Raw genomic sequence first — 25,878 nt, forward strand, 5'->3', positions numbered from 1 at the left:
GTGTGGACGAGGATATGAAAAAAAGGTTGGCGAACAAATATGCCTTATTATGCATGGGGCTACTAGGTCTGATCGTGCTGGTATCCCTGCAGCTGAATGGGGACAGCCAGACGACCGAGCCAGAATCCGTGAATGCGGCAACCACGATCTGGAAGCTGGGGACTCGTGACAACTCTGCGGAGGAGTTCAAGGGAAAGGCAGACAACCAGCCCGCGGCCGTTCGTGTGACCTCGGCTAACCAGACAGGAAGCAGCTCTGCTCAGGTGTCTTCGGGTACACTCAAGCTGGATGGGGCCATTCCTACTGGACTGAATGCGTCGATTAATCCCGAACTGGTCCTTCAGTATGAGCTGGATCAGGTTCCTCCTAACGGGGTGCTATTTAATGTGCGTATTCTGGATGCGGGCAAGGCAGTTCCTCAGATGGCTGTGTTCTCCAACCGACAATTGGCGGGCATTATCCAGATTGCTGGAGTATCGGGTACGGGAAGTACACACTCGTTCAAAGAGAACTATCAATTGTATATTCCCAAAGAGCAGCTCAAGAAAGGCAACAATGAGTTACGTCTGGAGGCAGTACGATGCCTCTACTGCACGAGCTCTGAGGACCCGAATCTGTGGTGGACCTGGGATGATCTGAATCTTCAGGCACTCTCTTCCCCGGCGCAGGAGCCAATTCATGGACGTTATATCCGTACAGGTACCAATGTCAACAATCAGGAGTTCTACTACGATCAGGGAGCTGTACGTCATCTGCCTACGGTGATGAAATGGCTTGGGGTTGCGTATAGTGGAAATATTATGAGGGTGACGTGCGCCAGTAATGTGGGCAATGCCTGCTCGGATGTGGATGATTACTACAAGACCCTTAAGCAGTACAATATGCAAGCGGTAGCCTTATATTTGTATACAGGTGATATCAAGCTAAAAGCCGACGGTAGTCTGCCAGACACGGCGAAGCAGAAGCTGACCTCCTATTTACAGAAATATGGACCTTACGTGCAATATTTTGAGGTCGATAATGAGCCGGGGCTCTTCAACCGTTCCAAAGCCGTAAATCTGGCAGTAGCCAAATGGCTGAATACGGAGGGCAAGAAGATAGCTCCTCATCTGAAGACCGTCGCACCAGGCTGGGCGTACTGGCCAGCTTATTCTGTCAAAGCCTGCAAGAATCAGGACGGCGGTGCGAAGGCTTGTGGTACACCTGATGGATGGGAAGCCGACCCGAAGCAGCGACTTGAGCTGGAGAAGGTTACGGATCTGACAAATGGTCATGCCTATGGTGCATCCTATGTGGATGCTGTAGGTGGCAGCTTCGTAGAGAACCTGCGTACCTTTGGCGGTGCCAACAATGGTCTTAGCAAGCCTATGCTGAATACGGAATTCGGTACGTCAGGTACGCATGTGGATGATCCGGCTTACGGCGCGAGTCAGCCGAATGCTGCGGCATTTGACCGAATTATGCGTTCGCAGATTGGATTCGCCGATATGTTCGTACAGCATGCGGCCTTTTATCAGGACTTCTCGCTGTTCAAGACGGGCTTTGATCTGCAAAATCATAATCCAGCAGCGACGGAGGTCTATCCGTTCAGCAATGGTCAGGATTCGAGAGTCGACATTATGCGTAGACTAAGCCTTGCTTATGCAACCCATGGCAAGCCCTTGACCTACACCGTATTGAACACCTCCGATACGGCGGACAAACTGGTGTATGTGCGTGCTGTAGATACCTCGTCGCTTGCTCCCATTGCTGGCAGTGGTGCTAAATCCAACAAGCAGCTGGTGAATTTGGTGAATTTTGAACCGACTACACAGCAGATCAAGGTTCGCGTAACGATGCCTCAGCAGGGAGAGTATCGTGGAGAGCGAATCGGTTCAGGTGCGACTTATACAGCGGCACATCGGAATGTGAGCGGTCTTAAGGCTTCACCGACGCTGGAGTTCGAAGAAACATTAGGGCCGGGCGAGTCTGTGCAGTACATTCTGGAAAAGGTAAATGCGACAACCGCGAGTACGGCTGTGGCCCCGGATTGGGTCCAAGCCAGTGCAGCCAAGTCAGATCAGATCCAGGTGAGCTGGATGCAGAGTGAAGGGGTGCAAGCTTACGACGTGCTACGTGCCAGCAGTAAGGAAGGGGACTACCGTGTTATCGCTGCGGAGGTAGAGGGAGGCTCTTATGCCGATCGTACCGCTGCAGCTGGTACCACCTACATGTATAAAATCCGTCCGACTGGATCTACCCAGATATCTGAGAAGGCTGAGGTGACCTTCACGGGTCTGGCGCAGTTGGACAGGAGCAATTGGAAGACCAGTGCCAGTGTGAACAGTGGCAATGCTAGATTGGCTATTGATGGTAATGGGCGTACCAGGTGGGACACGGGTAGCGCTCAGCGCTCGGGAGTCTTTTATCAGGTAGATTTAGGAGCGACGCAAGTCATTAGCCGTTTATTGCTGGATACTACCGCTTCGGAGGGAGATTATCCGCGTGCCTATGATGTTCAGGTGTCTGCAGACGGCAAGCAATGGACCAAAGTAGCTTCTGGGAAAGGATCAGGAGCACAGGAGGACATTAGCTTCGCTTCTTCCCGTGCTCGTTACCTCAAGATCACCCTTACCGGTACAGCTTCGAATTACTGGTCGATTCATGAGCTTCAGCTATATGGATCATAAGCTTCATGGAGCTTTCATCTGTAGGCTGGCAGGTACGACCTCTACTAGGAGGCAGATACAAACCAAGGCTTACTGGAGTCATGTCCCCTCCGGTAAGCCTTGGTTTGTTATATTCGCCAAAAATATCTTTTGCAGCTTGATGTCGATGATGGTCTCAAGCTTATAAGTCTTTACGGATGAATCGGCGCATTCCGATTGCAAAAAGCACTGCCGTGTATACGGCGGCATACACCACAAACGTTGTCGAGGGAACATCGCCAATACCGAAGGGACCGTCCATTCTTACTGGGATAATTCCCTGAATGTCTTCATAGCTGAACAACACAGCCTGCATTTTCCTGTGCAGTCCATCAGCCGGCATAATCAGTGACAGGATGCCTGTAATGTTGCTGAGCGTCTGGAGGGGGCCTGGCTCAAGTCCAACAGAGCCGATGATTTTGCCAATCATGCCGCCGAGCCACCCCGCTCCATAGAGCATCGTCATGACCACGCCATTCGCAATCGAAGACAGATAGCCAGACCCGAACATGGATACAGTTACGAGTAAAGGAACAACCGAAGCAAAGAGCAGAAACGCCTGTGCTAGCACCAGTGGGTCACGTGGAATGGAGGCATGTACATCGGTAATCCATAGAATTAGGCTATACAATATTAAGGCATAGACCAGACCAAATGAGACATAGCCGAGCCAGCGGCCTGTATACCATTTCCATCTCGGGATCGGTCGCGGCAGCATGGCCTGCATGATGCCTTGCTCCGCTTCACCTGCAATCGCAGAAAATGAGCTGAAGATCGACAAAAAGGCGAGCACAAAGCCAGCAAAGAGAAAACCGAACATCAATATTATCATGCCTAACATGAATTGCTGAATCATAGCTTCACTGTTCACGCTATCCGTCATGGCTGTGGGGGCTTCTCCACCAATGGCACTGGCGATGAACCAGAAACCCAGCAGGAACAAGGCTGTCAGTATGATCGTTAGCAGCAGGACCCGTTTGCGAAGGAGCTCCTTCCAGGTCATGGTCCAAATAATCTTCATTCCTGTTCCCCCCTATGGTTCAAACCAGCTACAGCCTCCATGAACCATTCTTCAAGCCGTTCCCGGACCTTGGTGACCTCGTACAGCGTCAGCCCTTGTCCGATTAGCAGTGAATTGACCCATCCAACCTGTTCTTCGTTCTCCAGCTCTGCTTCAAGCCAGACGATATCCTCTGCACTCGAACCATAGGCAGCTTCGCCCTGATTCTGTTCGTCATTATGTATACGAAAGCTGAATCCTGTTGTATCTATGAGCCATGATAGCAAAAAAGGCGAAAATCCACCGACTTTAAAACGCCAGCAGACTCGCTTTTGGAGCACCTCATCTACCCGTCCATGACGAAGCACCTGTCCGTTGTTCAAGAGTGCCATCCTGTCACACAATACCTCCACATCCTCCAGCAGATGTGAATTTAAGAAAATCGTCTTCCCTTGCTGCTTCAGTTCCTCAAGCAGACCGCGTACATGCATCCGTCCGACAGGGTCCATAGCCGAGGAGGGCTCGTCCAGAAAAAGGACAGCCGGATCATTCACCAGTGCGCAGGCCAGCCCCAGTCGCTGCTGCATGCCTTTGGAATAATGCTTAACACGATCCTTGCCACGTTGGCCGACACCTACCCTGCGTAGCAGCTCAGGAACTCGCTGGCTGATTACGCTCTTGTCCAAGCCGCATAATTGGCCGTGCAGACGGACAACCTCTTCGCCAGTAAGCCACTCCTGATACCTGTATAGCTCAGGCAAGTATCCGATCTGCCGCTTTGCTTCAATAGTACCGATAGGCGCACCCAGCAGGGTCGCTTCGCCTGCAGTCGGGTGGATGAGACCGACGAGCATTTTCACAAATGTGCTTTTCCCGGCGCCATTGGGACCGAGGAAGCCAAAGGCTTCCCCTTTCCCTACAGAGATCGTGACATTGCGGCAGCCACGTCCATTGCTGTATTCCTTGGTTAGTGCCTTCGCTTCGATGGCCAGTTCACTCATGCCTCGACCAGCTCCTTAAGCTTGTTCATGAATTCAGCCTCTTCTTCGTAGACGCTCCCGCCCTGAAAGTGGAACAGTTGCCCGTCCTTCACCCAGACCGCGATATGCTCTGTCAGCTGGTTGTATTGGCGTTGTTCAATGAGTACCTTCGTTCCGGCAATCATCGTCTCCTGGATGTCGGCTGCCTCATCAACTACATATGGCATGGGGATGGAGCCTGTTAAAATACCGCTCTGCTGCAGCTGTTCCTTCAGATCGGAAGGAAGAATAGGGAGCTGAAGAACGGCCTCCACGGCTTCTGTCACATCCACGGATGGATCAATCAGGAATTCAGGTGACTGCATTTGTCTCAATGATGCCCAATTCTGATCATTAGTGCTCATGTCATACATGATGCCTTCATGAATATTCAATTCCACTTCTTTGCCGTCCATGGACTCTGGTAGCAGCTTGGTCGCTCCTACGCGCTGCATAGCGTGATTCAGCTCATTCACATTTAGCTTCATCATAATCTTATGTGAGGGAGTAACGTAGACTTCCTCTTCGGTACCTAGGAGGTTGGCCGGAAGCAGCGGCACCCCTAGACGGGATATGGCTTCCTCACGCGTAAATTGTCCCTCAACGCTTCCACTTTCTGTGCTGAATTGTCCAAAAACATTCTCCCTGCTGGCCGATTCGCCCGGGACAAGTTGATTCAGCATATTCTCGATGCTTTCCCCGTCGACGGTAGCAATTTCCTGCACCTTGAATTGATTCAGAAGGGCAGCAAGTGCATTGTTGCCCATTGGTGTGACAAGAACTGTCCCAACGATCACGGCAGCGACGGCAGCACTGGTCCATTTCCAGCGTCGACCTCCCCGTCTGCGGTGAGTGTCAACAGAAAGCGGAGTGCTCTCTTTCATTTGTGCTGCTGAAGTATGCGTTGTAGACACTGCAGGGGCTGCCGCCGAAGACTGCGGGTGAGTAGCTGGCAGACGTAGCTCCTGCTTACTCGCTTCCCAAGTTTCCCATTTAGCGTTTACGGGCTCGCTCGCCAGTTTTTTCTGTAGTTTGTCCCATGCCTCGTGTGTGCTTGTATCTATTCCTGAATCCTGTCCTTTGTTAGTCATATCTTGTTCACCCTTTCATAGCTAGGTTAGTCTTGTTGGGCCATAGCTTTGCTAGCTGTCGTCTCCAGCTTGCGTGTTGCCCTTTGCAGCAGGCTTCCAATGAGAGGCCGTCTGACCTTAAGCTCCTCCGCAATCTCTGCATAGCTATAGCCTGAGTAGCGAAGCAGTAGTGCCTGTCGATCACGCTCAGGTAGGCTGCTCAGCCATGTCTGGACCTCTTCCTGATCTAGCTGTCTCATTAGGGCTTCTTCGCCAGATTCCGGGGTAGCCTCACCTTCATACATCAGCTCCTGCTTATCCTGGAGTCTTCTCTCTCTAGCTTTCTTCTCCAAATAATCGTAACCGATTCTTGTAAGTACCCGGTGCAGCCATGCCCCCAGGGTGGCAGGATTGTCTGGTGGATTTCGGTATAGTCTCAGGAAGACCTCCTGTGCCAGATCGTCAGCAGCGGCATCATCGCGCACCAGCGCGGCTAATTTTCTACGTACGGTTGGATAATGTTCAAAAAATATGTTACGGAATGCTGAGGATTCCGGAATACTCATGGTGTAATTGCCTCCTTTCAGCTGCAGCTATTAGGAAGACGAACCTTTTTACGTTTTTGTAGCATGAACAGAAAAATTTTCTCGGATTCGTCTGTATCCTTAGATTGGTATATATCTATCTACATAACAGAATATAGCATAGCTAATTCTAGTACCTTGATCGGATCAAATGTGAGTGTAGAGCCCGCTGCAAGCTTGGAGCCCTGTCGACCGTTGTTAAGCCTGCTGTTTTTTCGAACGAAGTTGAAAAGCAGATGAACAGCAGGCTTAAAGACGGACACTTCGTTTCTCTAGGGCTTCCCCGCTCTCCGCTCACGACTACGCTCCCCCACATCATTGAACCTGAAATCAGGTTTGGCCAAGGTGCTGGTAATACTTTGCCTACATTCGTCAAATTTCATCATAAATAGACCAATTTCGCATCCAGCAGACGACAGTATTTGCTGTTCACATTGAATATGATAGAGATATGCAGCGGGAGATTACCTGAGAAAAGAGGGGAGTTACATGGGTGAAGAGTTCCGGATCTATAATCGGGAACTGGCAGCAGAGGAGCTATGGGTACAGGGTAGACAAGCTGTAGAGGCAGTTCAGCTAGATATCCTGGACATTCTTCGGCAATGTGGGATCAAGCAGCCAGAGTGGCTGAAGTCCTTGCATCCGGTGGAGGACTGAGCAGAACAGCCCAAAAACGAACTCGCAGTCCCTAGGGGAAGATACGGGTTCGTTATTTTGGCATGTCATTTAATTGTGGATGAATCTAGCGCTCCATCATGCGCTCCATGCGTACAAAGGCAATAAATCTACGGGCTTCATCTTCGCTCAGGCTACGACCGTCAATGGTCAGGTTGAAGCGATTTAGAATATCCTTATCCGATAACTCTAACTGATCGATGAATTGCTGCATTTCCGATGGCAGCGTTGTATTCTTATGGGTAGTCCGTCCAATGATATAGTCTATGGATACGCCGAACAGATTCGCCAGCTTCATAAGCATTTCAAAATCCGGCTTACGCCGGTTTTTTTCATAATGGGAGAGTGCCGCACGGGTAATGCCAAGGGTATGGGCGAGCTCTTCCTGCTTAAGTCCCAGTTCTTCCCGAAGCTCTGCTATGCGTGTACCGTAGTTCATCTAAATCTCCTCCTGATTGCAATTGTGTGTGTATACCTAGGAGTAGTATTGTTAATCAAACTCGAGCTTATGGACACATCGCGGAGAAGATATGCCCATGGAGCCGTCATGGAGATTTATTCATTGAGGTGACTCCATTTATGTAAGATCAGATTAGAGCTACATGAATGTAAACATTCACATAATTATATGCAAATGGTATGTCTGAATCAGACGTTACGCGAGCTAAAAATATAATCATACATCATAATATATATAATATTTTACTATATAAAGTATGGTTATGAATAGTATTTTTACGCCAATATATGGTATGTAAAGGCGTCCTTATGTTCTAGTCATGTTAACTCGTTGTTATTGCTTGCTGGCAGGATGTGATAGACTGAATTTTAATGTAATTATTTTTTGAGGTAGGCAGCGAATGCTGCAAGAAAGGAGTTCATCGGATGAGTCTGGAGCCAATTGTTCGCCTTCAAGGGGTCAGCAAAATCAAAGGTAGCAAAAGACTGGTGGATCAGCTAACTCTAGATGTGTTGCCTGGGCAGGTGTTCGGTTTTCTCGGTCCCAATGGAGCAGGGAAAACGACAACCATTCGCATGATGGTCGGGTTGATCTCGATCAGTGAGGGGGACATCTCCATCTGCGGCCATAGTGTGAAGACGGACTTTGAGCAGGCGATCGCTCAAGTCGGGGCCATCGTTGAGAATCCCGAGCTGTATCGCTTCATGACGGGATATCAGAATCTGCAGCACTTCGCTCGCATGCTGCCTGGGATTACAAAGGAACGCATAGAGGAGACGGTTCGTCTTGTCGGCCTTGAACAACGAATACATGACAGGGTAAAGTCCTATTCCCTCGGGATGAGACAGCGTCTGGGTGTTGCTCAAGCTTTGCTGCATCGCCCCAAGCTGCTCATTTTGGATGAGCCGACGAATGGATTGGACCCGCAAGGAATTCGTGAGCTAAGAGATTATCTTCAGCATCTGAGTAGGGAAGAGGGCACCACGATATTTGTCTCCAGTCACTTGCTTAGTGAGATGGAGCTTATGTGCGATACGGTTGCCATCATCCAAAATGGACGTTTGGTGGATGTGAGGAAACTGAAGTCAGATGGCGCACTCCTTGCAGCTGCAGAAGTTGCTTTTGAAGTCAGCGATCCTGCCCATGCGCTTACATTAGTAACGAACGGGAGAATCCAAGGTCAGACGCTGGTCGTGCCACTGGATCGGGAGCAGACAGCTGAACTGAATCAACGCTTAATTGAGGCAGGCATCAAAGTATATTCCATTCGTCCATTGTCGCAGACGCTTGAGGATCAATTCCTAGAGCTAACAGGAGGTGTAGGAATTGTCTAACTTCTTAAAGCTTGTTCATAACGAGAATATAAAGATCTATATCAGAGTGCGTACATGGGTGATGCTGGGGATCTTGTTGCTTACGGCACTGGCAGTACCTGTACTGCTGTTATTGGCAAGTGACCAGATTGGATTATGGGACGGTGCGATGCTGACAACGTGGGTATGCTTCTTCCTGCTCACGATCTTCACGGTTATCGTCAGCGCAGATATTGTTGCAGGGGAATTCAGCTGGGGAACGATCAAGTTGCTGCTGATTCGACCATGGAGCAGAACCAAAATTCTGATATCCAAATATATAGCTGTCATTCTGTTCAGTCTGTTCGGCACGGTGCTGCTGACTGCAGGCAGTATACTTATGTCCGCGCTGGCGCTGGCGCCCGGGGCGCTCATCCCTGTGGGTGAAGGCTCGGGATTAAGTCCTGCACAGTATGCATTCGCTATGATCCTGACCAAGTACGTGACGCTGTTCATTATCCTGACCTTTGGGTTCATGGTGTCCTCCGTATTTCGGTCAGGTGCGCTTGCGATCGGATTGTCACTGGGAATTCTGTTCTTCCAGAACTTCGTGGGAACGATCCTGCTATTCCTGCAAGGAAGAGCAGAATGGGTGAAATATTTGCTTGTGTCTCACCTGGATCTGAGCGTGTATATCGACAGTCCAGTCTCCGAGATAGGCACGACACTGGGCTTCTCCATTACCGTGCTGGCTGTATACTATACAGTGTTCCTAGTGGTAAGCTGGCTCGTCTTCGTCAAGCGTGACGTCTCGTCCTGAGGCTAGTGGGTTATTTTGGATTGAAAAAATGTAGCAAGTGAACAAGCCCTTTGTCCTTCCGTATTGTACGGTTCTGGCAGAGGGCTTGTGGTTTATATAATGACTACGGTGCAGATAATAGGGAGCATAGGGTCAGTCTAGCCAGCCTCAGCACGTGAGTGAGCGGAGGAGGCCTCCGTATCTGAAGCATTCATCTCTTCAGCAGTAGTACTAACGGAACGTTCCATTTTGGTAGCTCCATTGAGAATGGCGCCTTCGAACACAATAAGCGAATTGGCGGTGATATTGCCATGAATTTCGGCTGTGGAGGCCAGTGTCAAGCGCTGCTCCGCATGTATCTCTCCGATCAGCTTGCCTGCAATAACGATTTCCCGGGCAGTGACGTCCGCAGTGACAATGGCAGACTCGCTAATAATGATGAGATCGGTGCTGGCAATGCTACCGTGGACAACGCCTTCAATTCGTACGGGGACGTGACAATGAAGCGTACCTGTAAAGGTCGTGCCATAGGACAGCACTGCCTCAACAGGGGCTGCTTGTCGCTTCCCTAAGCCAGGCTTGAACATGTACATCTCTCCTTCGGAATAGGATACCTTCTCACAACTGGAATAGGGTGTCGGCTCATAAAATTTACATATTAACGCACATACAGCAGGGGATCGATGGGGATATTTTGTTTAACCACCTGAAAATGTAGATGTGGGCCTGTACTGCGTCCAGTACTACCGAGCTTACCGATCAGCTCGCCCTTGCTGACTTGCTCGCCTACCGAGACAGATAAGGCGTGCAGATGCATATACCAGGTCTGTAGGCCATTTGGATGCTCAATCATAATATATTTGCCGCGACTGCCGTCCTGAGCGGAGGCAATGACCTTCCCTGCACCTGCCGCATAGATGGGATCACCTGTGTTCCCTGCAATGTCGATACCAGCATGATAGGCGGCACGTCCATTGAAGGGGTCTGTTCGATAGCCAAAGCTGGAGGTAATTCGCCGAGCGGCTGTAGGCCAGGCATTTGGCTTGCCATTCTCAGCCAGCTCCAGTTGTCGTGCCTTCAGACGAGCTTGCCGCTGGCGTTGCTCCAGCGAGGTCTGGACGGACTCGGCTTTCTTCAGGACACGAGGTATCGAGGATTCCATGCTATCCAGCATGGCCGTGATTTCCTCGAAATCCTCTGTAGTCTCCTTGCCGAGTGTGCTCAACTGTTTGTCATGCACCGCGATCCATTGGCCGCCCTTGTTCCCGTTGGCATCCCAAGCCAATGGAGTAAAGGAAGACGCTGAGGTCTTGCTTGATGAGATGTCATGCTTCTGGATAAATTGCTCCAATTGCTCCTCCAGCTCACGTATTCGCTGCATGCGTTCCTTGACGTTCTCTGCCTGATTGGACAAGAGCAGAATTTCCTGCTGTAGCCGCTGGATGGCTTCATCCTTATTCGTCACGGTCATTTCCATCTGTATGCTCTGGGTAGCCAATGTGGTCTCCAGACGAGATATCGTCTGTGAGGAGCGGATCTGGAGGGTAATAATCATAGTCGATATGGACAAAATAGCCAGCGTAGGTACTAGGATTACGATAGGCCTGGATATATGAAACTGCCGGGGGGACCGCTGTGCGTCAGAGAGCACAAGTAGAGTCATCCTCCGGTTCCAATCTTGTTTTCTCATAAACAGCTCCTTTCCGGCAGATTTCGCCCGGCATGGTGAAGTGCGTGAGTGAGGTGCCGGCTATATGCCTGTTTGCTTACTATTTATTCAGCAAACCTATTAATCATGACAATAATGTACAAGGAGGTGCCTTATGCTGTGGCTGATGATTGTGCTGCTCATATTTATTTTTCAGACCGCAACCATCCTCATTCTTGAGTTTCGACAGCCAGCTAAGGCGGTCGCCTGGCTCTTTATTCTGTTTTGTTTTCCGCTGATTGGCTTCGTTGTGTACTATTTTGTAGCTCAGGATTATAAAAAACGAAAAGTACTTCGCAATCAGGGGTCCAGATTGTTCCAGCAGATTAAGGAAGCTCTGTGGCGTCAGACCAAGGTAATCCATGACATCCAGCATATGTCCAACCCGGAGTTCATCCACTATGAACGCTTGTTCAACATGCTGTCCCGACTCACGGAAAGCCCGATTACAGGCTGTAACAGGGCAACGGTGCTCACGGACGGGGAGGAGACCTTTGCTTCAATGCTTGCGGCGATCGAACAGGCACAGGATCATATTCATATCGAATTCTATATTTTTCGCGCCGATACGATTGGATCAACCTTTCAGAAGCTGCTGATCCGCAAGGCCAAGGAGGGCGTCAAGGTCCGCTTTGTTGTGGATGGGCTGGGCAGCTATCACCTCCCATCCTCCTTTGTCCAGACCTGCAGGCAGGCTGGAATAGAATTTCATTACTTTCTGCCGCCATTGCTAGCCACGCTTGATAAACGAATCAATTATCGCAATCACCGCAAAATTCTGATTGTAGACGGTAGAGTTGGCTTTGTCGGTGGTCTGAATGTAGGTGATGACTATCTGGGCCAATATCCGAAAATGGGGGATTGGCGGGACACGCACACACGCATCGAGGGCGATGCGGTCTATTTTTTGCAGAACACCTTTCTCAGTGACTGGAAGCTTGCCTCGGGTGAGCGTATTGATGATCCCCGTCTCTTTCCGCCACATGAGTGCGAAGGGGAGGATCAGGTCCAGATTGTAGCCAGCGGGCCGGATTTGGCATGGAATGCGATTCAAGAGCTGTGCTTCGGAGCTATCGCAGTAGCCAGACGCAGAGTGTGGCTAACAACACCGTATTTTATTCCGGACCCGAGCATTTATGAGGCGCTCAAGACAGCGGCTGTCAGTGGGGTGGATGTACGAATCATCATTCCGTATGAGTCCGATTCCATACTGGTGAAGCTTGCCTCGTTGTCCTATGTAGCTGAGCTGCTGAATGCGGGTGTCCGATTTTATCAATATCGCAAAGGCTTCATGCATGCCAAGATTCTGATTGTCGATGATCTGTTCGGATCTGTAGGGACAGCGAATATGGATATGCGGAGCTTGTTTTATAATTTTGAGCTCACCACCCTGGTCTTCTCTCAAGCATTCATTCAGCGTCTGGAGCAGGACTTCAGGCGGGATCTGGAGCATTCAACAGCTATAGAGTCTGAACGATTCAAGGAACGCCATCGCATTCAGAAGACAGCGGAAGTGCTAGCACGCATGTTATCGCCCCTTCTTTAAAGTCGATTTGAGCCCGTTTAGCATAGATAATCCTGCTCATTGGAGAGTATACTGCTTTTTTCTAACTTTTTTGCCTAAAAATCTCCTGTTATGATATAGTATATATATGAGAAACAACGACGGGAGGAGGGGGCTGCATGGAGCGGTCCCTTTTCTTGTAATTGTAAGCTGAGAAAAATGGGGGGAGTAGAATGAGCAGCATGACTCCAGATGAGATAGCAACGAATCTACAGAAGCTTCCGGTTAGCCGGAAGGTACAGACGAAGCGGCTGCTGCAGAAGGGTATCTTTATCATACTCGGAGCAGCTTTGATGGCGGTGGCTCTTGAGATTTTCCTCGTACCAAATGGAGTAATAGACGGCGGTATTACCGGTATTTCCATCATGCTGTCTGAAATTTTCGGAATTCCCCTCGGCGTGTTCCTCGTGATGCTGAATCTTCCTTTTCTGATCCTCGGCTACAAGCAGATTGGCAAGACATTTGCGTTATGTACGCTGCTTGGTGTCGTACTGATGTCAGGTGGTACGTACCTGCTGCATGACGTATCTGCATTAACACCGGGTGAGCCCTTGCTTGGTGCAATCTTCGGTGGTGTCATTCTTGGTGTAGGTGTCGGTCTGGTCATTCGCTCTGGCGGATCCCTGGATGGCACGGAGATTGTGGCGATTCTCGTCAGTGAGAAGTCACCATTTTCCGTAGGCGAGGTCGTGCTGTTCGTCAACGTCTTCATACTCGGAAGTGCAGGCTTTGTGTTCGGATGGCCGAATGCCCTCTACTCCATGATCGCGTACTATATTGCGATGAAGATGATTGACATTACCATCGAGGGTCTGGACCAATCCAAATCGGTATGGATTATTAGTGAGAAATACCGTGATATCGGCGATGCACTTACCGATCGACTGGGACGTGGTGTGACGTATCTGGATGGAGAAGGCGGTTTTTCGGGTGACAGTAGGAAGGTTATCTTCGTCGTCATCACTCGACTGGAGGAAGCGAAGCTGAAGAGTATTGTGGAGGATTGGGATTCGCATGCATTCGTGGCGATCGGCAATATTCACGATGTGAAGGGTGGACGCTTCAAGAAAAAGGGAATCCATTAGCGAATCTGAAGCCGGCATAAATGAATGAATGAATGAATGGTTAGCAGGCTGTTGAACCAATAACTGGACCAATAGCTTGACGTATAGCGCATAGTGTGTAGCAGAAGTGCCCGGCAGGTAAGTGACCTGTCGGGCTTTTTTGTAAAAAGAAAACCATACGCTATGCGTATGGTTCGGGAGAGCTTTCAGCGATGTATTAAAAAAATCCCTCCTGGTGTTACAATAAATTTGGTTCGCCAACCGAATTTATCGCACAATAGGAGGGATACAGATGTCATCTGATGTGAACAGTTTAGCACATACAAAATGGAATTGTAAGTACCACATTGTGTTTGCCCCAAAGTATAGACGACAGGTCATTTACGGAAAGTTGAAGCAAGATATAGGTAGAATATTGCGACAATTATGCGAGAGAAGAACGTAGAAATAATTGAAGCAGAGGCGTGTAAGGATCATATTCACATGCTAGTGAGTATTCCACCGAAACTAAGTGTGTCCGCTTTTATAGGATATTTAAAAGGAAAGAGTAGCTTAATGATTTTTGATCGACATGCCAATCTGAAGTATCGGTATGGGAATCGGAAATTTTGGTGCAAAGGATTTTATGTGGACACGGTGGGAAGAAACAAGAAAGTGATAGAAGAATATATCCGCAAACAATTGCAGGAAGATATCGTCGCGGAACAAATAACAATGGAAGAATACATCGATCCATTTACAGGAGAAGAAACCAAAGGTAATCGAAAGAAGAGATAGAAAAAACCCCTTTAGGGGTAGCGGAAAAAGTAGTGCGGTTGGCGAATCATTCAATGCCCTTTTAGGGCTGGCCAGTAACAAAGGCTTTCAGCCGCAGAGCAAACCACCCGTTATACGGGTGGTTCTGATTGTCGTAAATAAGCTTACTATTTCTTGAGCTGACGGATAATCGGTTCCAGCGGCTGTGGAGGAAGGGAATCCAGCAGGTCGCCCAGCTTGCCCAGCCGTTCCTCAATATTAAGCAGATGATAATCCAGTGGAGAGACATTCTGTCTTACCTCTGCCCATGTGAGCGGGGTGGATACCGTAGCTCCAGCGCGAGCTCGCGGTGTGTAGGGGGCTGCGATCGTCTTGCCAGCGTAATGCTGCAAATAATCAAAGTAGATGCAGGTACCGCGATCTTTTTTTAACCGCTCAATCGTGAACAGCTTCGGATGCTTCTCCGTTACGTAACGACCGACCAGATGCCCTACACTGCGCAATTCGTCGAAGGTAATCCCCTGATGGATCGGCACGATGATCTGAACACCTGTAGCTCCCGAGGTCTTGGCAACGGATGCAATGCCTAGCGAACGGAGCACGTCATCGACAAGGCTGGCGGCCTCCATGATTCTAGGCTCGATCTCAAGCGTCGGGTCCAGATCAATAATCCATTCGCGAGGTAGTATGCTGCCTACGTCATGCAAGGAGGGATGAAATTCGAGAGCAGCCTGATTGCCAAGCCATAATAGCTGGGGCAGCTCGTTCAGCACAATATACTCAATATCACCATCACGGTACGTTGATATATACTCGGGCCTGGGGACAGGCGCGTTTTTCTGATAAAAAAATTTGCCATGAATGCCATGCGGCCAGCGAATGACGGTTAAGAGACGATTGCGGCAATATTTCAACAGATAAGGTGCGAGTAGAGCAAGCTTCTCCAAATAAATGGCCTTGGTAATGCCTGCCTCCGGCCACAAGGGCTTGTCTGGGTTCGTAATGGGAATCTCGCAGCCCATGATGGTGATCGTTCCCTGTGCTGTACGTGCCAATCCTGCACCTCCTTTGCTGGTCGGATATGTGGACTAGGTCTTGGTCCGTTTTGTTGTGCTTTTACGCTTGGGAGCCGCAGCAGCAGCACTGGCTTCGCCACCAGCAGCTTGCCGTGAGGCAGCTGGCTTACGCGGCTTGCGTGTCTTCGCAGGAGCTGGCCCAGGGTCTGTGGCGACAGGCTTAATGGACTCGATACTGGCTTGTAATGCTGCCATGAGATCAACGACATTCGTCTCTGGCTTGGATGGAGCTACCTTAATCTCCTCACCCGCGATTTTATGAGAAATGAGCTCAAGCACCTTGTCACGATAGGCATCCGTATATTTGGCAGGGTCGAATTCGCTCGAAAGCTGCTCAATAAGCATTTTGGCCATCGTTAGTTCCTTCTCGTTAACCTGCGGCTGCTCGGGCAGATTGGGGACCTGGCTGACGGGTCTTATCTCATCCGGGTAGAAGATCGTCTCGATCGCTAGACAGTTGTTGTACACCCGAATAGCCGCCAGACTGCTTTTGGAGCGAATGGAGATTTGGGCAATCCCGATTTTTCCGGTATCTCGCATCGCGTTCAGCAGTAAGGAATAGGCATTATCTCCAGTCTGATCAGGGGACAGATAATAAGTTTTTTGAAAGTAGATCGGGTCGATATCCTCCAGATTCACGAAATCCAGAATCGTGATATTCTTGTTGCCCTGCTCCGTGAGCTGCTCCAGCTCGTCCTTATCAAACATGACGAATCTGCCCTTCTCGTACTCGTAGCCCTTGCCAATCTCCTCCCATTCCACCTCTTTGTCACACACGGGACATTTACGAACATAACTGAGCGGACTGCCGCATTCCTTGTGAATGTAGCGCATGGAAATGTCCTTATTCTCCGTTGCGGAAAACATCTTGACGGGGACATGGACCAATCCGAAGCTAATAGCTCCTTTCCAGACGGTATGCATGAGTGCACCTTCCTTCCTCTTTGATTTGTGTGAGATTCAATTAGCATTTTGCATCGTATTTCATTTCAAATATTCTACTTGCTTCATTTGTGTGGATGCATCTTGGCGATCATATGACCTTAAGCTGGACGTATGATGTTTATTATTAACAGGCGCTATTGTTGAAAATGCCGCTTCACCCTTCGGTTGATATCCCGTTTATAGCTGTGGCTTGTGCATGAAGAATATGCGTCCATCTCGCTTACCTGTAGTATGCTTCATGAATGATTTTGTATGAACGCATGTCTGATGCATGTTCTGTACATAGTAACAAACGAACTACTTACGTGGAGGGATGAACAGCATGAAGAGACCCGCCAAGGTCAGACACAAGCTGGGTAGTCAAGCGTTGGTGATTCGTTTTCCGGCAGCCGGAGAGCGTGATGCATTGCCGCCAGAGTTCATGCTGTCACATGAATCTGTACCCCCATATCCTATTGCTGCACAGCATGTGAACTGGGAGGCACTGACCGCCAAGGACTCAGGTATGAATGAATATCCGGCACTGGATGTGAATCAGATGGCGGAGGATGAATTGGAAGCCATGCAGGATTCGATAGCGGTACGCAATGAACCAGAAGGATAAACTCAGAAAGGAGCTGTAAGCCATATGATGGATGTGAAGCGTGCAGTAGATATTTACAACTCCAAGGAGATGATTTCGGTCAAGCTGGAGGGAGAGCCGGTCTGGATCGAGCATGTGGATGCGGAGAATGGCATGGCGACGGTTCAAGTTGGAAGCAGGCCCACGAATACGATGACAGTCCGGGTGGACCGTCTGGAGGAAGAAAGTTAAGGTTGAATGAGCAGGCTCAATGTCAGGATGCTGCAGCGATTGTTGATGCGGGCATCCTTTTTTTGCGTAAATTCATAGGAATGAGCGTGCAATCGACTTAGGTGAATACTTCTTCATGGCAAGGTCTACATATATTATGAAATCACGAGCTTTCCTTGCTAGAGCTTGACGTGAAATATATAATAAAGGTCAAGTTATGGAAGCTGGAATAGGGACCGAATCAAATTTTTGGGATGAGTGATCTGGGAAGCGTGGTCGTTAGCGGAAAAGCGGCTGGACACTCACATTGGATCTGGTCAAGGTACTAGTCAGGCTCTGAGGTGATGATGATGACAAGTTCAAATCAAGGTAGCTATACATTTCGTTCCCGAAGTGAACAGGATACGGACAAGCTGGCAGCACAGCTGGCGCTAAGATCCGTACCAGGGGCCATTATCGTACTGGATGGGGATCTCGGAGCAGGTAAAACAGCCTTCTCCAAAGCATTTGCCAGACATCTGGGCGTAGAGGGCGTTGTGAATAGTCCTACATTTACGATTATTAAGGAATATGAAGGCAGATGGCCTTTGTACCATATGGATGTGTACCGGATCAGCCAGGAAGAGGCCGAAGAGCTTGGCCTGGATGAATACTTCTATGGTGAAGGCGTGTGTCTGGTTGAATGGGGGAGCTTGATTCCCGAGCTGCTGCCGCCGGAGCATCTGCACATCAGGATGGAGTACACGGGAGAACAGGAACGGATTATCCAGCTGAATGGCTATGGTGAGCTATATGCTGACTGGTGTGCCAGTCTTGGAGAGAATGGAGTATGAACGATATGAATCATGAAAAGAACCAGCCGCAGATGCGGCTATTGGCGCTGGATACAGCTACGGCGGTCATGGCCGCGGCAGTAGTGGAAGCACCTTCGCAGCAGCTGATCGAGGAGAAAAATATATACGGAGAGCGCAATCATTCCGTTCATGTCCTGACTGGACTTCAAGAGCTAATGCTGGAGACCGGGACAGCACGTGAGCAGATTGCGGGAATCGCTGTCGGCATTGGGCCAGGCTCCTACACAGGGGTGCGAATTGCTGTTACGGCTGCAAAGACGCTGGCTTGGGCCTGGAAGGTCCCAGTGGTAGGCGTATCCACATTACAGGCACTAGCCTGGGGAGGCTGGAACCGGGCACAGGCTGGTGAAGCAGCGAAGCATTCTGAAGAGAGTCAGATTGGGGGGACTGTAGCTTCCCCCGCGCAGGCCGAGGAAGCAAATTACATACAGTGGATTGTACCACTGCTGGATGCGCGCCGAGGTCAGGTGTATACATCGTTGTTCGCAGCAGCTGGTCGTAGTGAACCACGTCGACTAGCCCCGGATGCGATCCGGCTTATGAGTAGTTGGGTGGAGGAACTGGTACAGCTTGTCCGCGATACCTCACCGCAGGAACGTCCCAAGGCCATATATCTGGTAGGAGAGACTGAGGTGCACCAACTTGCCGCCACAGAGCTGGCAGAGCTATTGGAGCTTAGAGCTCAACCCTATGAGCTGGAGGGACGATGGATCGGAAGGCTCGGTGCTACACGGTTACAGGATGGACAAGAGGATGAGCTTCATACCTTGGTGCCGAACTATACGCAGTTGGCAGAGGCGGAGGTCAACCTGCTTCAAGCACGTACGAAGGGGGCGACAAGCACATGAGGGAGCTGAACGAGCAAGAACGGCAGGAGGCGAGCATTACCTTCCGTCCTATGCTGGTAGCCGACATTCAAGAGGTCATGAAGATTGAGCGTGAATGTTTTACATTGCCCTGGACCGAGGATGCATTTCGCAATGAGCTAACCCATAATATGTTCGCCAAATATCTGCTGATGGAGCTGGATGGAGACGCTATCGGATATGCTGGCATGTGGACGATTCTTGATGAAGCCCATATCACGAACATTGCCGTGCGTGAGCAATATCGCGGGCGCAGACTCGGAGAGCGGCTGCTTGATGAGCTGATGGAGCAGGCGAGCCAATTGGGAATGGAACGAATGACGCTGGAGGTCCGTGTCTCCAATCATGTGGCCCAGAAATTATATGAGAAAAAGGGATTTATACCTTCAGGTATGCGCAAAGGCTATTATTCGGACAATCAGGAGGATGCGCTTATTATGTGGGCCGACCTTCCTGCCGGACATAATCCCGAAGACCAGGAGGAGTGGACAAAGGGATGACAATGCAGGAGCACATCAAGGCAGATGTAATTGAACCATCGAAGCCTTGTTATATATTAGCTATCGAGACCAGCTGTGATGAGACAGCCGTCTCGGTCATCAAGGATGGTACGGAGGTGCTGTCGAATCTGATTGCCAGTCAGATCGATACTCATCAAGCCTTTGGAGGCGTCGTACCCGAGGTTGCTTCGCGCAAGCACGTCGAGAGCATTACCTATATGCTGGAGGAAGCTGTGGAGAAGTCAGGTATTGATCCGGAGGAGCTATCCGCTGTTGCCGTGACGCAAGGGCCGGGGCTTGTCGGTGCACTACTCGTAGGAATCGTAGCAGCGAAAAGTGCCGCGCTTGCTTTCGACAAGCCACTAATCGGCACACACCATATTGCTGGACATATTTACGCTAATGCACTGACCTCGGAGCTGAAATACCCATGTATGGCTCTCGTGGTATCGGGAGGCCATACGGAGCTGGTCCTGATGGAATCAGAAGGCAGCTTTCAGGTCATTGGACGCACACGCGATGATGCGGTGGGTGAAGCATACGACAAGGTTGCTCGTGCCATCGGCTTCCCGTACCCTGGTGGACCGCATGTGGACCGGATGGCCTTGGAATCGGACGAGGTAACCCCGCTTCCCCGTGCCTGGCTGGAGGCGGACTCCTATGATTTCAGCTTCAGCGGCTTGAAGTCAGCCGTGCTGAATGCTATTAATCAGGCGAAGATGAAGGGAGAGGAGATTCATCCCGGGGCGATTGCCCGCGGCTTCCAGGAATCTGTGATTGAGGTGCTTGTGGAGAAATCCGTCCGTGCCATGCACCAGTTCAAGGCGAAGCAGCTGCTGCTCTGTGGTGGTGTAGCTGCCAATCGCGGTCTGCGAGCTGCATTGCAGGAGCGCTGTGAGCGTGAAGGAATTGAATTACTGATCCCACCGATGAAATATTGTACGGACAATGCAGCGATGATCGGAGCCGCGGCTTATATCAAATGGCAGCACGGAGAGTCGTCCGCACTTGATATGAAGGCAGACCCAGGATTATCTCTGGAGCATTGGTCCGTTCAAAGGGCAGAGTAACGTTGAAGCTTTACTGTAGCATTGGCCAGACGAGCACTATGCTTATCCAGGACTTCTTGTGAACTCTGATTAGGTTGGTTATAAGACCCAAGCAAGCTCCAAATTAGATTGGATTAAGGGTAGCTTTAGATAGAATCACTGACCATTTAACATAGTGCCTGTCGTCTCTTGCAGAGTCGGCAGGCTTTTTTAATATACGCGAAAGCCATCCCTAAATCGGAAATTGGTGCAATGACATTTGTCAAGTTGTTAACAATGTTATCCACATATCCATGCTTTTCTGTGGATAATGACTGAAAAGGCCCGCCAGCCATGAAATTTGTCGAATGGGAGCACAGGGGATAGATCTTAACAAAATGATGACGAAAATTGTGGATAATGTGGATAAAAGGGTGGATAATACTGGTTATCGAGTGGGTTACTTAACACAGCCCTTATATAACAAAGAAAAAAATGACCAATCAAGGTCATTTTCATCTATTGTGAATGCAGTTTTAATGTGAATAACTTTGTGTACAGACGGCGGTAATAAAATTTGTCGTTTTTTTAACACATCGTTTACACCGCGACAGATTTATTCTCCTAGGAGCTGCTCCCAAGCTGAGTACACTTCTGTAAGCTCCTGCTTCCGCTCCTCAAGCTTACTCTGAATGGCCTGCAGAGCTTCGTAATCCTGATATACCTCAGGCGAGGCCATCTCCAGCTCCAAGGCGTGAATTGTCTCCTCCAGCTCGGCGATCTGCTGCTCATAGGCCTCGATCTTACGCTGACGGCTGCGTTCCTCACTCTTGGCCTGCTTTCCGGCTGCATAGGAGGTTGCTCCGTTCTTGTCCGCCTCAGACGGACTGGACTCGGTAGCGGTCTTGCTGTTATTGGCCGAGGAGGCATTTTCCATGGCAATCTCCTTAAGCTCCAGCTTCTTGGCCACATAATCGTCATAGTTCCCCAGGAATTGCTCCATACCTTCTGGATGCAGCTCAATGACCCGTTCAGCCATTTTATTCAGGAAATAACGGTCATGGGAGATGAATAGTAATGTTCCCTCATAATCCAGCAATGCAGCCTCCAGTACCTCGCGACTGAACAGGTCCAGATGGTTCGTAGGCTCGTCAAGAATCAGCATGTTGGCTTCTCGCAGCATCAGCTTCGAGAGTGAGAGACGGGCCTTCTCCCCACCACTCAAGGTGGATACCTTCTTCAGTACGTCTTCTCCACTAAAAAGAAAGTTCCCAAGCACCGTACGAATTCGAGCCTCTTCGAGATGCGGATACTCACTCCACAGCTCCTCCAATACGCTATTGCTGGGATTCAGACTGGTATGCTCCTGATCATAATAACCGATCTTGATCTTGCTTCCCCAATGAATGGCCCCCTGATTGGGACGAAGGGAGTCTGTCAGACATTTTAGTAGGGTGGACTTACCGACTCCATTCGGTCCGATCAGAGCCACCGTGTCTCCGCGCCAGAGCTGGAACGATACATTCCTGAACAAAGGTTGTCCCTGCTGGAACTCGACGGAGAGGTTCTCGGCTGTCAGCACGTCCTTGCCCGACATGTACTGGATGTCGAAGGAAAAATGCGCCTTCTTCAGCTCACCTGCCGGCTTATCCATTCGATCCATTTTTTCAAGTGCTTTTCGGCGACTCTGGGCACGCTTGGTCGTGGAGGCACGTACAAGATTTTTCTGAATAAAGTCCTCAAGCTTGGCAATCTCTACCTGTTGCTTCTCGAACTGCTTCATCTGTGCCTCGTACTCGGCAGCCTTCAGCTCAATATAACGAGAATAATTGCCGGTATAACGAGTGGATTGATGTCGCTCGATCTCGACAATGGTCGTGACGAGCCGATCCAGAAAGTAACGGTCATGGGATACGACAAGCAAGGCGCCTGGATAGGCACGGAGATAATCCTCCAGCCAGGTCAGGGTCTGAATGTCGAGATAGTTGGTAGGCTCATCAAGCATGAGTAGATCAGGTGCCTGCAGCAAAATGCGGGCTAGTGCCAGACGGGTCTTCTGGCCCCCGCTTAGCGTTGAAATTGGGGTATCCGGAGCGAAGCTGCCGAAGCCCATTCCGTGCAGTACGCTGCGAATGCGAGTCTCCATCTCATAACCACCCTGATCCTTGAACCAGTCGGACTTGCGAGCGTAGCGCTCCAGCAGCTCCTCGTAGGCCTTAGCAGATTGGTCCTGTGCCTGTTCTGCGATCTCCTGCTCCATTTGTCGCAACTCAGCCTCTGCGGTCACGAGCGTGTCGAATACACGCAGCATTTCTTCCCAGATGGATCTTTGAGAATCCAGTCCGCTATTTTGCGCCAGATATCCGATCCGGGTCTCTTTGGATTTGTATATTTGTCCTGCATCATAAGACAGCTCTCCTGCAATGATTTTCAGCAGGGTGGATTTGCCCGCGCCGTTCACACCAACGAGGCCGATCCGTTCGCGTTCAAGAACTTGCAGATTTACCCCGTCCAGAATCGGGTCAACTTCATATGCTTTTGTAATGCCAGATACTTGCAGCAGCATAACGATTCTATTCCTCCATCACAAATTGCGTCTGCTAACGGCAGACCTATTACCAGTGTACATGAAATCCTGCGGAATGCACAGCAGCGGCGGCTTGAGGCACCGGGCTTGTGGTTATTTTCCACAATCAATGATACACTACAAGTAGAATGTTTAGAGACTATGATCAGGCAGCATGGACAAGAACGAAAGGAACTGCTTCATGACGGATATCAGCCGAATCAAGGCCAGCATACGAGCCCAGCAGCGACAGCTCAGGAACGCTAGGGCTAAGGATGCTCACGCAGTGGACTCCAGTATGGCTTGTCAGCATGCGATTCAGGCCTGGGAGGAGCTGCGTGGACGCAGCGGAGGTGGCAGACTCACGCTGTTCAGCTACATACCCTACGGTAGCGAGATTTCGACGCTGGAGCTCATTCATCATGGCTGGAGTAAAGGCGATCTGGTGCTGGCACCGAAGGTACTGCAAGAAGCACATACATTAGAGCTGCGCGAGATCAGGAGTCCATCCGATCTGGTGCCAGGAGCTTGGGGGATTTTGGAGCCTGCTGAGCATTGTCCACTTTGGCCTCGGAAGCAATGGGGAGAGGTGAGCTGGGTAGTCGTACCAGGTTTGGCCTTTGATCAGAGTGGAGGCAGGCTGGGCTATGGAGGCGGATATTATGATCGCTTTGCTAACGTTGTGGGGCAAGCCCGTTCTGAACAGACGGACAAGCCTTGTTATGTTGCGCTCGCCTTTCCAGAGCAACTCATTGCACATGTACCGATGGAGAGTACGGATCTCAGGCTGGATTTCATTTTCACGAGTGATGGCAGTATTAGCACGACAAGATAATCAAGGGAAGGTGACAGGGTGGAGTCTTTTACCCATTTTAATGATCAAGGGCGCGCGCGGATGGTAGATATATCAGGGAAGACACCAAGTGTGCGTACCGCCGTAGCCGTTACGAGTCTTACAATGGCTCCATCTACCTTGCGAGCAATACGTGAAGGGGCTGTGAAGAAGGGTGATGTGCTGGCGGTTGCGCAGGTAGCTGGTATACAGGGAGCCAAGAAGACCTCCGATTGGATTCCGATGTGTCATCCGTTGGCCCTGACAGGCGTGAATATTAACTTCAGCGACAATGGTGAGGATACCCTCTATATTGAAGCGGAGGTTAAGACTGAAGGTAAGACGGGAGTCGAGATGGAGGCCTTGACTGCAGCTTCTGCGGCTGCTCTGACCGTCTATGATATGTGCAAGGCACTGCAGAAGGATATTGTGATCGGCCCGACCATGCTGCAATCCAAGACCGGAGGCAAGAGCGGGGATTTTCAGCGTGGTGAATAACTAGTTATATGATCTATATCTCCGAAATCTGGCGGACTGGGGCTTTGAAGTACTGTACGGTCGCAAAGAACGGGATAGGATACAAAAATCGGCACTTCAGCCTACGGGCTGTAGATGCTGAACATAGGAGAAGGGTGATCTTATGTTGTGGAGAACAGCGATTCTGACAGCCAGCGATAAAGGAGCCCGCGGGGAACGAGAGGATACCAGTGCTCAGGTCATTCGTGAACTGATCGAGGAAGAGTTGGGCGGAGAGATTGTAGAATACCGCATTGTGCCTGACGAGCCGGATGAGATTATAGCGGCACTTATTGAAATGACAGATTACTTTCATGCCGACCTGGTGCTGACGACAGGCGGAACAGAACTGGCCATTCGAGATGTGACTCCAGAAGCGACCCGGCGTGTCATTGAGCGTGAAGTCCCTGGTATGGCGGAGGCCATGAGAGCATCTGTTATGCAGAAGAACCGGGCAGCCATGCTCTTCAGGGGCACGGTGGGTATACGGGGACGTAGCCTTATTGTGAACCTGCCTGGTACTCCCAAAGGTGTACATGAGAATCTGGCTGCTATCATGGATCAGCTTCCGGAAGCTTTGCTCATGGTAACGGGTCAATTCAAGCAGGGCTCTTGAGGATTCTACGGCAGGAGACCATGACGAGTATGGACATGAAGCTGTGATGCTAACCTTATGCCTTGCATGATAAGGAGGAATGGACATGCCGACGATCGGGGCTTCAGGCTATATTTTGTTAATAATACTAGCACTGCTATTGTTCGGACCCCAGAAGCTGCCTGAGCTTGGGCGAGCGCTGGGGCGAACATTTCGAGAATTCAAGAACGGTGCACGCGAGCTGATGGCCGAGGAGCATGTCGAGGAGCACCAATCCAAGCCAGCTCACGCATCAGCTACTTCCTCCAAGCCTGTGTCTGCAACGGAGCAGAAGTCAGCAGCGAACAAACAAGAACCCTAAGCGATTCAGCAGGGTATGACCGGAATCCTTTCCTCGTGGAGAGGATTTTTGTGTCTAGGTTCGTATGTGTAGATGGATGGGAGGTTAACCTTTGGACAAGGAGCAGAAGCAGCAAGATCGACAGGAAGCAGGACAGGGAACAGGCCCTGACGAAGTCCAGAAGAAAGGGCTAGAGGAAGTCCTGAAGAAAGCACAGGAAGAAGTTCAGGAGGAAGTGCAGCATAGTGAGACAGACCAAGCTAGGCAACAGCCAAGCCTGGAGCAAGAG

At 50.1% G+C, this 25,878-nt stretch carries 26 protein-coding genes and 1 pseudogene; 17 read left to right on the top strand and 10 right to left on the bottom strand.

Annotated features, from left to right (window positions below; genetic code table 11):
* Positions 1-14: 14 nt before the first annotated feature.
* Complete coding sequence (locus MKX74_RS05235; RefSeq protein WP_341177725.1) at positions 15-2,669, top strand: discoidin domain-containing protein; 2,655 nt, start codon at positions 15-17, stop codon at positions 2,667-2,669.
* A gap of 160 nt (positions 2,670-2,829) precedes the next feature.
* Here the strand turns inward: MKX74_RS05235 and MKX74_RS05240 are convergent, their stop codons facing one another.
* Genes MKX74_RS05240 through MKX74_RS05255 form a run of 4 tightly spaced genes read right to left on the bottom strand, consistent with a single transcriptional unit; the run spans position 2,830 to position 6,342 of the window.
* Positions 2,830-3,708, bottom strand: a complete 879-nt coding sequence (locus MKX74_RS05240) for an ABC transporter permease subunit (protein WP_341177726.1) — start codon at positions 3,706-3,708, stop codon at positions 2,830-2,832.
* Positions 3,705-4,688, bottom strand: coding sequence for an ABC transporter ATP-binding protein (locus tag MKX74_RS05245; protein ID WP_341177727.1), 984 nt, complete (start codon positions 4,686-4,688; stop codon positions 3,705-3,707). The genes MKX74_RS05240 and MKX74_RS05245 overlap by 4 nt, the downstream gene beginning before the upstream one ends.
* Positions 4,685-5,797, bottom strand: coding sequence for a hypothetical protein (locus tag MKX74_RS05250; RefSeq protein WP_341177728.1), 1,113 nt, complete (start codon positions 5,795-5,797; stop codon positions 4,685-4,687). The genes MKX74_RS05245 and MKX74_RS05250 overlap by 4 nt, the downstream gene beginning before the upstream one ends.
* Before the next feature lie 26 nt (positions 5,798-5,823).
* A complete protein-coding gene (locus MKX74_RS05255) occupies positions 5,824-6,342 on the bottom strand; it encodes a sigma-70 family RNA polymerase sigma factor (RefSeq protein WP_025681283.1) in 519 nt (172 codons plus the stop codon).
* 507 nt (positions 6,343-6,849) lie between these two features.
* Here MKX74_RS05255 and MKX74_RS05260 point away from each other — a divergent pair.
* Entirely contained in the window at positions 6,850-7,017 is a 168-nt protein-coding gene (locus MKX74_RS05260) for a hypothetical protein (protein WP_018886687.1), read from the top strand.
* 85 nt (positions 7,018-7,102) lie between these two features.
* On the opposite strand, the gene MKX74_RS05265 is transcribed toward MKX74_RS05260, so the two are convergent.
* Positions 7,103-7,474 carry a helix-turn-helix domain-containing protein gene (locus MKX74_RS05265; protein ID WP_018886686.1) on the bottom strand — a complete coding sequence of 124 codons (372 nt, stop codon included), beginning with the start codon at positions 7,472-7,474 and terminating at the stop codon, positions 7,103-7,105.
* 446 nt (positions 7,475-7,920) lie between these two features.
* Here MKX74_RS05265 and MKX74_RS05270 point away from each other — a divergent pair, with 446 nt between their 5' ends.
* Together MKX74_RS05270 and MKX74_RS05275 are read left to right on the top strand one after the other, a co-directional pair.
* Positions 7,921-8,829 (top strand): ABC transporter ATP-binding protein, encoded by a 909-nt coding sequence (locus MKX74_RS05270; protein WP_341177729.1) that lies wholly within the window; start codon positions 7,921-7,923, stop codon positions 8,827-8,829.
* Positions 8,822-9,607 carry an ABC transporter permease gene (locus MKX74_RS05275; RefSeq protein ID WP_341177730.1) on the top strand — a complete coding sequence of 262 codons (786 nt, stop codon included), beginning with the start codon at positions 8,822-8,824 and terminating at the stop codon, positions 9,605-9,607. The genes MKX74_RS05270 and MKX74_RS05275 overlap by 8 nt, the downstream gene beginning before the upstream one ends.
* A 137-nt stretch (positions 9,608-9,744) precedes the next feature.
* Here the strand turns inward: MKX74_RS05275 and MKX74_RS05280 are convergent, their stop codons facing one another.
* Complete coding sequence (locus MKX74_RS05280; RefSeq protein ID WP_341177731.1) at positions 9,745-10,173, bottom strand: bactofilin family protein; 429 nt, start codon at positions 10,171-10,173, stop codon at positions 9,745-9,747.
* Between the two features lie 71 nt (positions 10,174-10,244).
* Positions 10,245-11,276 carry a M23 family metallopeptidase gene (locus MKX74_RS05285; protein WP_341177732.1) on the bottom strand — a complete coding sequence of 344 codons (1,032 nt, stop codon included), beginning with the start codon at positions 11,274-11,276 and terminating at the stop codon, positions 10,245-10,247.
* Between the two features lie 133 nt (positions 11,277-11,409).
* On the opposite strand from MKX74_RS05285, the gene cls reads away from it, so the two are divergent.
* The 3 genes and pseudogenes from cls to tnpA all read left to right on the top strand — a co-directional run bounded on the left by cls (position 11,410) and on the right by tnpA (position 14,699).
* Positions 11,410-12,840 carry a cardiolipin synthase gene (cls, locus tag MKX74_RS05290; protein ID WP_341177733.1) on the top strand — a complete coding sequence of 477 codons (1,431 nt, stop codon included), beginning with the start codon at positions 11,410-11,412 and terminating at the stop codon, positions 12,838-12,840.
* Positions 12,841-13,040: 200 nt separating this feature from the next.
* Positions 13,041-13,943 carry a YitT family protein gene (locus MKX74_RS05295; protein WP_341180516.1) on the top strand — a complete coding sequence of 301 codons (903 nt, stop codon included), beginning with the start codon at positions 13,041-13,043 and terminating at the stop codon, positions 13,941-13,943.
* Between the two features lie 271 nt (positions 13,944-14,214).
* A pseudogene (gene tnpA / locus MKX74_RS05300) lies at positions 14,215-14,699 on the top strand (IS200/IS605 family transposase).
* A gap of 146 nt (positions 14,700-14,845) precedes the next feature.
* Here tnpA and ligD read toward each other — a convergent pair.
* Both ligD and ku read right to left on the bottom strand, forming a co-directional pair.
* On the bottom strand, positions 14,846-15,733 hold the full coding sequence (gene ligD, locus MKX74_RS05305) for a non-homologous end-joining DNA ligase (protein WP_341177734.1): 888 nt from the start codon (positions 15,731-15,733) through the stop codon (positions 14,846-14,848).
* Between the two features lie 33 nt (positions 15,734-15,766).
* Positions 15,767-16,678, bottom strand: coding sequence for a non-homologous end joining protein Ku (gene ku, locus MKX74_RS05310; protein WP_341177735.1), 912 nt, complete (start codon positions 16,676-16,678; stop codon positions 15,767-15,769).
* Between the two features lie 343 nt (positions 16,679-17,021).
* Between ku and MKX74_RS05315 the strand changes: the two genes are divergently transcribed.
* The 6 genes from MKX74_RS05315 to tsaD all read left to right on the top strand — a co-directional run bounded on the left by MKX74_RS05315 (position 17,022) and on the right by tsaD (position 20,782).
* Positions 17,022-17,303: a hypothetical protein gene (locus MKX74_RS05315; RefSeq protein ID WP_341177736.1), complete on the top strand. Its 282-nt coding sequence runs from the start codon at positions 17,022-17,024 to the stop codon at positions 17,301-17,303.
* Between the two features lie 27 nt (positions 17,304-17,330).
* On the top strand, positions 17,331-17,513 hold the full coding sequence (locus MKX74_RS05320; RefSeq protein WP_025681277.1) for an H-type small acid-soluble spore protein: 183 nt from the start codon (positions 17,331-17,333) through the stop codon (positions 17,511-17,513).
* A gap of 326 nt (positions 17,514-17,839) precedes the next feature.
* Positions 17,840-18,325 (top strand): tRNA (adenosine(37)-N6)-threonylcarbamoyltransferase complex ATPase subunit type 1 TsaE, encoded by a 486-nt coding sequence (gene tsaE / locus MKX74_RS05325; RefSeq protein WP_445667251.1) that lies wholly within the window; start codon positions 17,840-17,842, stop codon positions 18,323-18,325.
* A 5-nt stretch (positions 18,326-18,330) separates the two neighbouring features.
* Positions 18,331-19,194 carry a tRNA (adenosine(37)-N6)-threonylcarbamoyltransferase complex dimerization subunit type 1 TsaB gene (gene tsaB / locus MKX74_RS05330; RefSeq protein WP_341177738.1) on the top strand — a complete coding sequence of 288 codons (864 nt, stop codon included), beginning with the start codon at positions 18,331-18,333 and terminating at the stop codon, positions 19,192-19,194.
* The gene (gene rimI, locus MKX74_RS05335) at positions 19,191-19,712 is read left to right on the top strand and encodes a ribosomal protein S18-alanine N-acetyltransferase (protein WP_445667252.1); all 522 of its coding nucleotides are present in this window, start codon (positions 19,191-19,193) and stop codon (positions 19,710-19,712) included. Before tsaB ends, rimI begins: the two co-directional genes overlap by 4 nt.
* Positions 19,709-20,782 (top strand): tRNA (adenosine(37)-N6)-threonylcarbamoyltransferase complex transferase subunit TsaD, encoded by a 1,074-nt coding sequence (tsaD, locus tag MKX74_RS05340; protein ID WP_018886672.1) that lies wholly within the window; start codon positions 19,709-19,711, stop codon positions 20,780-20,782. The genes rimI and tsaD overlap by 4 nt, the downstream gene beginning before the upstream one ends.
* Before the next feature lie 574 nt (positions 20,783-21,356).
* Here tsaD and abc-f read toward each other — a convergent pair.
* Positions 21,357-23,306 (bottom strand): ribosomal protection-like ABC-F family protein, encoded by a 1,950-nt coding sequence (gene abc-f, locus MKX74_RS05345; RefSeq protein WP_341177739.1) that lies wholly within the window; start codon positions 23,304-23,306, stop codon positions 21,357-21,359.
* 175 nt (positions 23,307-23,481) lie between these two features.
* On the opposite strand from abc-f, the gene MKX74_RS05350 reads away from it, so the two are divergent.
* The 4 genes from MKX74_RS05350 (at position 23,482) to MKX74_RS05365 (ending at position 25,610) form a co-directional block, all read left to right on the top strand.
* Positions 23,482-24,141, top strand: a complete 660-nt coding sequence (locus MKX74_RS05350) for a 5-formyltetrahydrofolate cyclo-ligase (protein ID WP_341177740.1) — start codon at positions 23,482-23,484, stop codon at positions 24,139-24,141.
* A gap of 18 nt (positions 24,142-24,159) precedes the next feature.
* The gene (gene moaC / locus MKX74_RS05355) at positions 24,160-24,636 is read left to right on the top strand and encodes a cyclic pyranopterin monophosphate synthase MoaC (protein ID WP_341177741.1); all 477 of its coding nucleotides are present in this window, start codon (positions 24,160-24,162) and stop codon (positions 24,634-24,636) included.
* A gap of 142 nt (positions 24,637-24,778) precedes the next feature.
* Complete coding sequence (locus MKX74_RS05360) at positions 24,779-25,270, top strand: MogA/MoaB family molybdenum cofactor biosynthesis protein (RefSeq protein WP_018886668.1); 492 nt, start codon at positions 24,779-24,781, stop codon at positions 25,268-25,270.
* A gap of 85 nt (positions 25,271-25,355) precedes the next feature.
* On the top strand, positions 25,356-25,610 hold the full coding sequence (locus tag MKX74_RS05365; RefSeq protein ID WP_341177742.1) for a twin-arginine translocase TatA/TatE family subunit: 255 nt from the start codon (positions 25,356-25,358) through the stop codon (positions 25,608-25,610).
* Positions 25,611-25,878 lie beyond the last annotated feature (268 nt).

This window comes from Paenibacillus sp. FSL K6-1230, assembly GCF_038002385.1.
Classification (GTDB): Bacteria; Bacillota; Bacilli; order Paenibacillales; family Paenibacillaceae; genus Paenibacillus; species Paenibacillus massiliensis.

Coding starts and splice junctions, on each gene's coding strand:
- MKX74_RS05235 (WP_341177725.1), top strand. CDS start 15: ATGAAAAAAAGGTTGGCGAACAAATATGCCTTATTATGCATGGGGCTA.
- MKX74_RS05240 (WP_341177726.1), bottom strand. CDS start 3,708: ATGAAGATTATTTGGACCATGACCTGGAAGGAGCTCCTTCGCAAACGG.
- MKX74_RS05245 (WP_341177727.1), bottom strand. CDS start 4,688: ATGAGTGAACTGGCCATCGAAGCGAAGGCACTAACCAAGGAATACAGC.
- MKX74_RS05250 (WP_341177728.1), bottom strand. CDS start 5,797: ATGACTAACAAAGGACAGGATTCAGGAATAGATACAAGCACACACGAG.
- MKX74_RS05255 (WP_025681283.1), bottom strand. CDS start 6,342: ATGAGTATTCCGGAATCCTCAGCATTCCGTAACATATTTTTTGAACAT.
- MKX74_RS05260 (WP_018886687.1), top strand. CDS start 6,850: ATGGGTGAAGAGTTCCGGATCTATAATCGGGAACTGGCAGCAGAGGAG.
- MKX74_RS05265 (WP_018886686.1), bottom strand. CDS start 7,474: ATGAACTACGGTACACGCATAGCAGAGCTTCGGGAAGAACTGGGACTT.
- MKX74_RS05270 (WP_341177729.1), top strand. CDS start 7,921: ATGAGTCTGGAGCCAATTGTTCGCCTTCAAGGGGTCAGCAAAATCAAA.
- MKX74_RS05280 (WP_341177731.1), bottom strand. CDS start 10,173: ATGTTCAAGCCTGGCTTAGGGAAGCGACAAGCAGCCCCTGTTGAGGCA.
- MKX74_RS05285 (WP_341177732.1), bottom strand. CDS start 11,276: ATGAGAAAACAAGATTGGAACCGGAGGATGACTCTACTTGTGCTCTCT.
- cls (WP_341177733.1), top strand. CDS start 11,410: ATGCTGTGGCTGATGATTGTGCTGCTCATATTTATTTTTCAGACCGCA.
- MKX74_RS05295 (WP_341180516.1), top strand. CDS start 13,041: ATGACTCCAGATGAGATAGCAACGAATCTACAGAAGCTTCCGGTTAGC.
- ku (WP_341177735.1), bottom strand. CDS start 16,678: ATGCATACCGTCTGGAAAGGAGCTATTAGCTTCGGATTGGTCCATGTC.
- MKX74_RS05315 (WP_341177736.1), top strand. CDS start 17,022: ATGAAGAGACCCGCCAAGGTCAGACACAAGCTGGGTAGTCAAGCGTTG.
- MKX74_RS05320 (WP_025681277.1), top strand. CDS start 17,331: ATGGATGTGAAGCGTGCAGTAGATATTTACAACTCCAAGGAGATGATT.
- tsaE (WP_445667251.1), top strand. CDS start 17,840: ATGATGACAAGTTCAAATCAAGGTAGCTATACATTTCGTTCCCGAAGT.
- tsaB (WP_341177738.1), top strand. CDS start 18,331: ATGAATCATGAAAAGAACCAGCCGCAGATGCGGCTATTGGCGCTGGAT.
- rimI (WP_445667252.1), top strand. CDS start 19,191: ATGAGGGAGCTGAACGAGCAAGAACGGCAGGAGGCGAGCATTACCTTC.
- tsaD (WP_018886672.1), top strand. CDS start 19,709: ATGACAATGCAGGAGCACATCAAGGCAGATGTAATTGAACCATCGAAG.
- abc-f (WP_341177739.1), bottom strand. CDS start 23,306: ATGCTGCTGCAAGTATCTGGCATTACAAAAGCATATGAAGTTGACCCG.
- MKX74_RS05350 (WP_341177740.1), top strand. CDS start 23,482: ATGGACAAGAACGAAAGGAACTGCTTCATGACGGATATCAGCCGAATC.
- MKX74_RS05360 (WP_018886668.1), top strand. CDS start 24,779: ATGTTGTGGAGAACAGCGATTCTGACAGCCAGCGATAAAGGAGCCCGC.
- MKX74_RS05365 (WP_341177742.1), top strand. CDS start 25,356: ATGCCGACGATCGGGGCTTCAGGCTATATTTTGTTAATAATACTAGCA.